An 8,404-nucleotide genomic window follows, 5' to 3' on the forward strand; every position below is an offset into this window, starting at 1 on the left:
CTGATCCAGACGGTTCCCGAGGGGGCCCGGATGCCACTGGCATCCGGGCCCCCTCCCCGTTCCGCGACCCGTTCGCCCGACACTGGCCGAGATCGCACGCGACGTGGCAGCTCCGAGCGCCGCCGCCGTGCCGCGGCCGATCGCCGAAACCCTAGGCTGAGGTGGTGAAGCCCCTGGATCCCGCGCGCGAGCAGGCGCTCGGCGGGGTCTACGCCTTCACGGCATACCTCATGTGGGGGTTCCTGCCGCTGTACTTCCTGCTGCTGCAGCCGACCGGCGCGTGGGAGCTCGTCGCGTGGCGGATCGTGTTCTCGCTCGCGGTGTGCGCGGCGCTCCTCACCGTGCTGCGCACGTGGAAGCGGCTGTTCGCGATCCTCCGCAACCGGTGGCTCACCGGGTGGACCGTGGTGGCCGGCATCCTCATCTACGTCAACTGGCAGGTGTTCGTGATCGGCACGTTCACCGGTCACATCATCGAGACGAGCCTCGGCTACTTCATCAACCCCATCGTCACGGTGCTCCTCGGCGTGCTCGTGCTGCACGAGCGACTGCGCACGACGCAGTGGGTCGCGATCGGCATCGCGAGCCTCGCCGTGGTCGTCATCGTCGTCGGCTACGGATCGTTCCCGTGGATCGCGCTCACCCTCGCCGCCTCGTTCGGGCTCTACGGACTCGTGAAGAAGCAGATCGGGCCGTCGGTGGATGCCGTCAGCGGCATGACCCTCGAATCGCTCTGGCTGCTGCCGGTCGCGGTCGTCCAGCTGATCGTGGTGGGAGCGACGACCGGGCTCACGCTCGGGAACGTGAGTGCGGGGCACACCGCTCTGCTCCTGTGCACGGGCGTCGCGACGGCGACGCCGCTGCTGTTCTTCGCCGCCGCGGCCCGCCGCGCTCCGCTCACGGTGATCGGCATGCTGCAGTTCCTCGCGCCGGTGATGCAGTTCATCACGGGCTTCTGGCTGCAGGGCGAGCCGATGCCGCTCGAGCGCTGGATCGGCTTCGGCCTGGTGTGGGTCGCGCTGGTCATCCTGACCGTGGACTCGGTGCGGCACGCGCGCCACAGATAACGATTCGATTCCGTTACCGATCGTTAACAAACGGCAACATCCAGATGCCGTGCCGGCGGTTAGGTTGGATGCCACTGGGGGGCGGCGCCCCGACGCCGTTCCGCGTCCACTGAAACAAGGAGCACCATGAGCGTCTTCACACGTTCACGCGCGGGCAGGGTCATCGGCGGCGTCGCCGTCGCCACCGTCAGCGCGATTCTTCTCGCCGGGTGTGCCGGCGGGTCCACTCCGGCCGAGTCGAGCGCACCCGCCGACCGCGAGGATCTGACCCTCAAGGTCGGCACCGTCCTCCCGCAGACCGGCAGCCTGTCGTACCTCGGCCCGCCCGAGGAGGCCGGCGCGCTGCTCGCCGTCAAGGAGGTCAACGAGGCCGCCAAGGGCATCACGATCGACCTCACGCGCGGCGACTCCGGCGACGCCGACAACAAGGCCTTCGAGACGACCGTCCCCAAGCTCCAGAGCGAGGGCGTCTCGGCGATGATCGGCGCGGCCGCCTCGGGTGTGACGAAGCTGTTCCTCGACAGCAACGTGAGCGCGGGCATCATCACCTTCTCGCCGGCCAACACGTCGCCCGACTTCACGACGTGGGACGACAACGGCCTCTACTGGCGCACCGCCCCGAGCGACCTGCTCCAGGGCGAGGTGCTCGGCAACCTGCTCGCCGAGGACGGCCACAAGAACATCGGCATCATCTACCAGAACGACGCCTACGGCACCGGCCTGTTCGGCGTCGTCAAGGAGGTCTTCGAGTCGACCGGCGGCACCGTCGTCGCCGAGGCGTCGTACAACGACGGCGAGGGTCAGTTCGACGCCCAGGTGCAGACGATCGCGGCGGCCAACCCCGACGCCGTCGTGCTCATCACGTTCGACCAGTTCGCGACGATCGCGCCGCTGCTGGTGAACGCGGGTCAGGACGCGAAGAACTTCTACCTCGTCGACGGCAACCTGAAGCAGTGGGGCAGCCAGGTGGCGGTCTCGCTCGAGGGCGCCAAGGGCACGACCCCCGGCCCGGTGCTCGAGGACGACTTCCTCGAGCGCCTCAACGCCGTGTGGGTCGAGACGGCCGGCGCGGAGCTGAGCGACCTGAGCTACGCGGCCGAGTCGTACGACGCGGTCATCCTGCTCGCGCTCGCGTCGCTGGCGGCGAACTCGACGGATGCCACCGAGATCGCGGGCAAGCTGCAGGAGGTCTCCGGCGGCTCGGGCGACGGCGAGAAGTGCACGTCGTTCAGCGAGTGCGCCGACATCATCCTCGACGGCGGCGTCGCGGACTACGACGGCTACTCCGGTCCGATCACGTTCGACGAGAACGGCGACCCGACCGAGGCGACCATCGGCATCTTCCAGTACGGGGCCGACAACACCCACTCCCGCATCAACTAGTCATCGCGACAGACGAGGGCCCCGGAGCGATCCGGGGCCCTCGTTCCGTCGTGGGGGCGGAGGGGGCGGATGCCGCGGTGCAGCGGCATCCGCCCGCGTCACTCGTCGTCGGTGCCGAGCGTGCCCAGGTACAGGCCGATCACCTTCGGGTCTTCGAGCAGCTGCCGCCCGGTGCCGTGGTAGGCGTCGCGGCCCTGGTCGAGCACGTAGCCGCGGTCGCAGATCTGCAGGCACCGGCGCGCGTTCTGCTCCACCATGATGGTCGTCACGCCGGCCTTGTTGATGTCGGAGACGCGGATGAACGCGTCGTCCTGGCGCACCGGCGACAGGCCCGCCGACGGCTCGTCGAGCAGCAGGACCGACGGGTCCATCATGAGCGCGCGCGACATCGCGACCATCTGGCGCTCGCCGCCGGAGAGCGATCCGGCCCGCTGCTTCAGGCGCGCGCCCAGCTCGGCGAAGATGCCGGTGACGAACTCGAGGCGCTCCGCATAGATGCGGGGGTTCTGGTACAGGCCCATCTGCAGGTTCTCCTCGATCGACAGCGAGGGGAACACGTTGTTGGTCTGCGGCACGAACGCGACGCCGCGCTGGACGAGGCGGTCGGCCTTGAGCCCGACGATGCTCTCGCCGTTGAGGGTGATCTCGCCGCCCCTGACCTGGACGAGGCCGAAGATCGCCTTCAGGAGCGTGGACTTGCCGGCGCCGTTGGGGCCGATGATGCCGATGAGCTCGCCGCGGCGCGCGACGAGGTTGGCGCCGGAGAGGATGTTGACCCCGGGCAGGTAGCCGGCCACGAGGTCGGTGACCTCGACGACGACGTCGTCCTGGACGGCGGATGCGGCGCCCGCGGGACTCGTGAAAGGCTCGCTCACTTCTTGTCCTCCTCCCCGGTCCCCTCGATCAGGGCGTCCTGCTCCTCGCGGATCTCCTCCAGCAGGTCCATCGCCGAGGTGTCGAGCTCGCCGGCGATGCGGCCGGTCACGACGCCGAGATCGACGTCCTGGTGGCTGCCGAGGTAGGCGTCGATGACCGCCTGGTCCTGCATGACGGTGTCGGGCGGGCCCTCGGCGACGATGCGGCCCTCGGCCATCACGACCACCCAGTCGGCGATGTGCCGCACCATCTGCATGTCGTGCTCGACGAACAGCACCGTCATCCCGAGGTCCTTGAGGTCGAGGATGTGGTCGAGCAGCGATTGCGTGAGCGCGGGGTTGACGCCGGCCATGGGCTCGTCGAGCATCACGAGGTTCGGGTCGCTCATGAGCGCGCGCGCCATCTCGAGGAGCTTGCGCTGGCCGCCCGAGAGCGACGCGGCGAAGTCCTGCTCCTTCGCGTCGAGCTTGAAGCGCTTGAGGAGCCCCCGCGCCTTCTCCTCGTTCGCCTTCTCCTGCGAGCGCCACAGGGCGGGCACGAAGCTCTGCCAGAAGCTCTCGCCGCGCTGCCCCGTGGCACCGAGCTTCATGTTCTCGAGCACGGTCAGCAGCGACAGCGCCTTGGTGAGCTGGAACGTGCGCACCTGCCCCATGCGGGCCACCTTGAAGGCGGGGATACCGGCGAGGTTGCGCCCGTCGTACGACCACGAGCCCGAGTTGGGCTTGTCGAACCCGCACAGCAGGTTGAACAGGGTCGTCTTGCCGGCCCCGTTCGGTCCGATGAGCGCGGTGATGGCGTGCCGCGGGATCTCCAGGTGCTCGACGTCGACGGCGGTCAGGCCCCCGAAGCGGCGCGTGACGCCGTCGACGACGAGGATCGGGTCGACCTTGGCGACGCCGGGAATCGGGTCGCCCTTGGCGAGGCCGCCGGTCTTGGGACGCCGGATGCTGCCGGTGCGCGGCGGCACCCGGTCGTCGGGGCCGGTCGGAGCCCCGGCATCCGGCACCTCATTGCGATCGCGTGACGTGTTCATTTGACGAAGGTCATCTCCCTCTTGTCGCCGAGGATGCCCTGCGGTCGGAAGATCACGAGCAGCATGAGCGCGACGCCCACCAGGATGAACCGGAGCGTGCCCGCCTGGATCGCGGTCATCGGGAGGATCCCGGCCTCCGCGAGCTCGGGCAGGAGGTTGCCGAGGAGGGCCATCACCATCCAGAAGATCACCGCGCCCAGCGACGGCCCGAAGATCGTGGCCGCGCCGCCCAGCAGCAGGATCGTCCAGAGGAAGAACGTCAGCGACGTCGTGTAGCTCGACGGCACGACCGCCGAGGGCAGCACGAAGACGATGCCGCCCATCGCGCCGATCGCGCCGCCGACCATGAGCGCCTGCATCTTGTAGGCGAAGACGTTCTTGCCGAGCGAGCGCACGGCGTCCTCGTCCTCGCGGATGCCCTTGAGCACGCGGCCCCACGGGCTGCGCATGAGCGACCACACCAGGAAGACGGCGATCGCGAGCATGACGAGGCCGAAGACGCGCACCCACAGGCCGGTCTCGTTGAAGGTCCACGGCCCGAACCCGTACTGGCCCGCGGGGAAGGGGTTCGACGCGCGGAAGCCGCCGTGGTAGCCGCCGAGGCCGTCGGCGGAGTTCGTCCAGCGGTCGAACACCTGCGTCGTGAACAGCAGTCGCACGATCTCGGACGCCGCGATGGTCGCGATCGCGAGGTAGTCCGCGCGCAGCCGCAGGGTCGGGATGCCGAGGATCAGCGCGAACAGCATCGCGGCGAGGATGCCCACGATCATCGCGAGCCACCACGGCAGCCCGAAGCTCAGGATCGAGATCGCGTAGCCGTAGCCGCCGAGGGCCATGAAGCCCGCCATGCCGAAGTTGAGGAGGCCGGCGAACCCGAAGTGCACGGCCAGGCCCGTCGCCGCGAGCGCGTAGGCGATCGTGATGGGGCTCAGCAGGTAGCCGAGAGTGTTTGCGAGGATGGCGCCCCAGTCCATGGCGACTACCCCAATCTCTCTTTGCGGCCGAGGAGGCCCTGCGGCCGCATCAGCAGGACGAGGATGAGCACGACCAGAGCACCCGTGTACTTCAGGTCGGACGGGATCCACAGCGTCGAGGTCTCCACGACGATGCCGACGATGAGCGATCCGACGAGAGCCCCGAACGCGGTGCCGAGGCCGCCGAGGGTGATCGCGGCGAAGATCAGCAGCAGCATCTGCGTGCCCATGTCCCAGCGCACGCCGGGACGGAAGTACGCCCACAGGATGCCGGAGAGGGCCGCGAGGGTCGCGGCGAGCACCCACACGAGGCGCACGACGCGGTCGACGTTGATGCCGGATGCCGCGGCCAGCTGCGGGTTGTCCGAGATCGCGCGCGTCGCCTTGCCGACGCGCGTGCCCAGCAGGAAGTAGCCGACGCCGAGGATGGCGACGATGCTCACGCCCATGCTGATGAGGTCGATGTACGAGATCGAGATCGGGCCGAGCTGGATGGGCGGCGGGCTGGCGCCGGGCAGCTGCTGCGTCGCACCGCCGATGACGTACTGGAACGTGTAGCGCAGGGCCAGCGACAGGCCGATGCTCACGATCATGAGCTGCACGATGCCGAGCCCGCGTCTTCGGAGCGGTCGCCACAGGGCGACGTCGAGCGCCAGTCCGAGCAGGGCCCCGCCGGCGATCGCCACCGCGATGCCGGCCCACAGGGGCAGGTGCCACAGCGACGTCGCGATCAGGGTCAGCAGGGCGCCCCACGTCACCATCTCGCCGTGGGCGAAGTTCGACAGCCCGGTGGTGCCGTAGATGAGCGCGGCCCCCATCGCGGCGAGGGCCAGGAGCAGGCCGAAGTTGAGCCCGTTGGTCAGGCGGATGAGCAGCTGCTCGCCGAACGACTGCGTCACGCGCACGCCCTCGCCGAGGAAGAGGTTCACGATCTTCGACCCGGTGAGGCCGAACTCGACCTCCTGCGACGCGGAGTCGCCCTCGACGATCACCCCGTCGGGCAGGGTCGACTCGTCGACGGTGAGCGTGTACGTCGCCTTCTCGGGCACGTACAGCCGCCAGCGGCCGTCGGCATCCGTCACCGTCTCGGCCTCGAAGCCGCCGCCCTCGACCGACACGGTCACGTCGGGAACGGGCTCGTCGTCGAAGGTGATCACCCCGGCGAAGTAGAAGTCGGTCTTCTCCTGGTCGCCGCCCGGGGTGTCGGGTGCGGCGTACGCGGGGCCGGCCACGAGCAGCAGCGCGCCGGCGACGAGGGCGCCGAGCAGCAGCACGAGCCAGCGACTCGGGTGTCTTGCGATCAGGGTCGTGGGTTTCACCGATCCTCCAGTCCGGCGCACGTGGTTCGGGTCCGGTGCGGTCGCATCGTCGTCGATCGACGCTAAGAGCGTAAACCGTGAATGGTGATTCACGCACCACCCGTAACCGGGCTGTAACACCGGGCGCCCCGGCATCCGGAATCCGCTCAGGCGGCGAGCGTCTACCATGGAGTACGGCGCCTCGCGCGCCGGCCGTCGTCGACCCGAGCAACGCGCCGCGCGCGCAGGAGAATACATGGAGCACAACGACCCCTTCGGTTTCGTCGGACTGACCTACGACGACGTCCTGCTCCTTCCGGGGCACACCGACGTCATCCCGTCCGAGGCCGATACGTCGTCGCGTGTCACCCGCCGCATCACGGTGGCCACCCCGCTCGTCTCGAGCGCGATGGACACCGTGACCGAGGCCCGCATGGCGATCGCGGTCGCGCGCGAGGGCGGGCTCGGCATCATCCACCGCAACCTCTCCATCGCCGACCAGGCCGCGATGGTCGACCGCGTCAAGCGCAGCGAGTCGGGCATGATCACCGACCCGATCACGACGACGCCGGATGCCACGATCGAAGAGGTCGACGCGCTCTGCCGCAAGTACCGCATCTCGGGTCTGCCCGTGGTCGGCCCCGACGGGCGGCTCGTCGGCATCATCACCAACCGCGACATGCGCTTCGTGTCGGGCTTCGAGCGCGAGACGACCCCGGTCAAGGACGTCATGACCAGCGAGGGCCTCGTGACCGGCCGCGTCGGCATCGGCGCGAACGAGGTCATCGCGCTGTTCGCGCACCACCGGGTCGAGAAGCTGCCGCTCATCGACGACGACGGCAGGCTCGCCGGCCTCATCACCATCAAGGACTTCGACAAGAGCGAGAAGTACCCGCTCGCCACCAAGGACGAGCACGGCCGCCTCCGCGTCGGAGCGGCGATCGGCTTCTTCGGCGACGCGTGGGAGCGCGCCGAGGCGCTGCGCGACGCCGGCGTCGACGTGCTCGTGGTCGACACCGCGAACGGGCAGTCCGCGGGCGTCATCGACGTCGTACGGCGGCTGAAGGCCGACCCGAGCTTCGCCCACATCGATGTCATCGGCGGCAACGTCGCCACGCGCGAGGGCGCGCAGGCGCTCATCGACGCGGGCGTCGACGCCGTCAAGGTCGGCGTGGGACCCGGCTCGATCTGCACGACGCGCGTGGTCGCCGGCGTGGGCGTGCCCCAGGTCACGGCGGTCTACGAGGCGTCGCTCGCCGCGCGCGAGGCCGGCGTGCCGGTCATCGCCGACGGGGGCCTGCAGTACTCGGGCGACATCGCCAAGGCGCTCGTCGCGGGCGCGGATGCCGTCATGATCGGCTCGCTGTTCGCCGGCACCGACGAGAGCCCGGGCGACGTCGTGTTCGTCGGCGGCAAGCAGTTCAAGCAGTACCGCGGCATGGGATCGCTGGGCGCGCTGCAGTCGCGCGGCACCAACACCTCGTACTCGAAGGACCGCTACTTCCAGGCCGACGTGCCGAGCGACGACAAGCTCATCCCCGAGGGCATCGAGGGCCAGGTCGCCTACCGCGGCCCGGTCTCGGCGGTCGCGTACCAGCTCGTCGGGGGCCTGCGGCAGTCGATGTTCTACGTCGGCGCCCGCACGATCGGCGAGCTGAAGGCGCGCGGCAAGTTCGTGCGCATCACGGCCGCGGGGCTCAAGGAGTCGCACCCGCACGACGTGCAGATCGTCGTCGAGGCGCCCAACTACCGCGGCCGCTGACCCGGAGCCCG

At 69.5% G+C, this 8,404-nt stretch carries 7 protein-coding genes; 3 read left to right on the top strand and 4 right to left on the bottom strand.

What is annotated here, in order from left to right; genetic code table 11:
* The first annotated feature begins 164 nt into the window (after positions 1–164).
* Both rarD and WML84_RS10530 read left to right on the top strand, forming a co-directional pair.
* Positions 165–1,067: an EamA family transporter RarD gene (gene rarD / locus WML84_RS10525; RefSeq protein ID WP_347346098.1), complete on the top strand. Its 903-nt coding sequence runs from the start codon at positions 165–167 to the stop codon at positions 1,065–1,067.
* 126 nt (positions 1,068–1,193) lie between these two features.
* The gene (locus tag WML84_RS10530) at positions 1,194–2,450 is read left to right on the top strand and encodes an ABC transporter substrate-binding protein (RefSeq protein ID WP_347346099.1); all 1,257 of its coding nucleotides are present in this window, start codon (positions 1,194–1,196) and stop codon (positions 2,448–2,450) included.
* Between the two features lie 98 nt (positions 2,451–2,548).
* On the opposite strand, the gene WML84_RS10535 is transcribed toward WML84_RS10530, so the two are convergent.
* From WML84_RS10535 to WML84_RS10550, 4 genes are read right to left on the bottom strand one after another with little or no spacing between them, the layout of a single operon-like run.
* A complete protein-coding gene (locus WML84_RS10535; protein WP_347346100.1) occupies positions 2,549–3,325 on the bottom strand; it encodes an ABC transporter ATP-binding protein in 777 nt (258 codons plus the stop codon).
* Complete coding sequence (locus WML84_RS10540) at positions 3,322–4,359, bottom strand: ABC transporter ATP-binding protein (RefSeq protein WP_347346101.1); 1,038 nt, start codon at positions 4,357–4,359, stop codon at positions 3,322–3,324. The genes WML84_RS10535 and WML84_RS10540 overlap by 4 nt, the downstream gene beginning before the upstream one ends.
* Entirely contained in the window at positions 4,356–5,333 is a 978-nt protein-coding gene (locus WML84_RS10545) for a branched-chain amino acid ABC transporter permease (protein ID WP_347346102.1), read from the bottom strand. The genes WML84_RS10540 and WML84_RS10545 overlap by 4 nt, the downstream gene beginning before the upstream one ends.
* Before the next feature lie 5 nt (positions 5,334–5,338).
* A complete protein-coding gene (locus WML84_RS10550; protein WP_347346103.1) occupies positions 5,339–6,652 on the bottom strand; it encodes a branched-chain amino acid ABC transporter permease in 1,314 nt (437 codons plus the stop codon).
* A gap of 235 nt (positions 6,653–6,887) precedes the next feature.
* Here WML84_RS10550 and guaB point away from each other — a divergent pair, with 235 nt between their 5' ends.
* A complete protein-coding gene (guaB, locus tag WML84_RS10555; protein ID WP_347346104.1) occupies positions 6,888–8,393 on the top strand; it encodes an IMP dehydrogenase in 1,506 nt (501 codons plus the stop codon).
* Positions 8,394–8,404 lie beyond the last annotated feature (11 nt).

The organism is Microbacterium sp., from assembly GCF_039812165.1.
Lineage (GTDB): Bacteria > Actinomycetota > Actinomycetes > Actinomycetales > Microbacteriaceae > Microbacterium.

Excerpts from the sequence above, each read along its gene's own strand:
- WML84_RS10530 (WP_347346099.1), top strand. The coding sequence starts at position 1,194 with ATGAGCGTCTTCACACGTTCACGCGCGGGCAGGGTCATCGGCGGCGTC.
- WML84_RS10540 (WP_347346101.1), bottom strand. The coding sequence starts at position 4,359 with ATGAACACGTCACGCGATCGCAATGAGGTGCCGGATGCCGGGGCTCCG.
- WML84_RS10545 (WP_347346102.1), bottom strand. The coding sequence starts at position 5,333 with ATGGACTGGGGCGCCATCCTCGCAAACACTCTCGGCTACCTGCTGAGC.
- guaB (WP_347346104.1), top strand. The coding sequence starts at position 6,888 with ATGGAGCACAACGACCCCTTCGGTTTCGTCGGACTGACCTACGACGAC.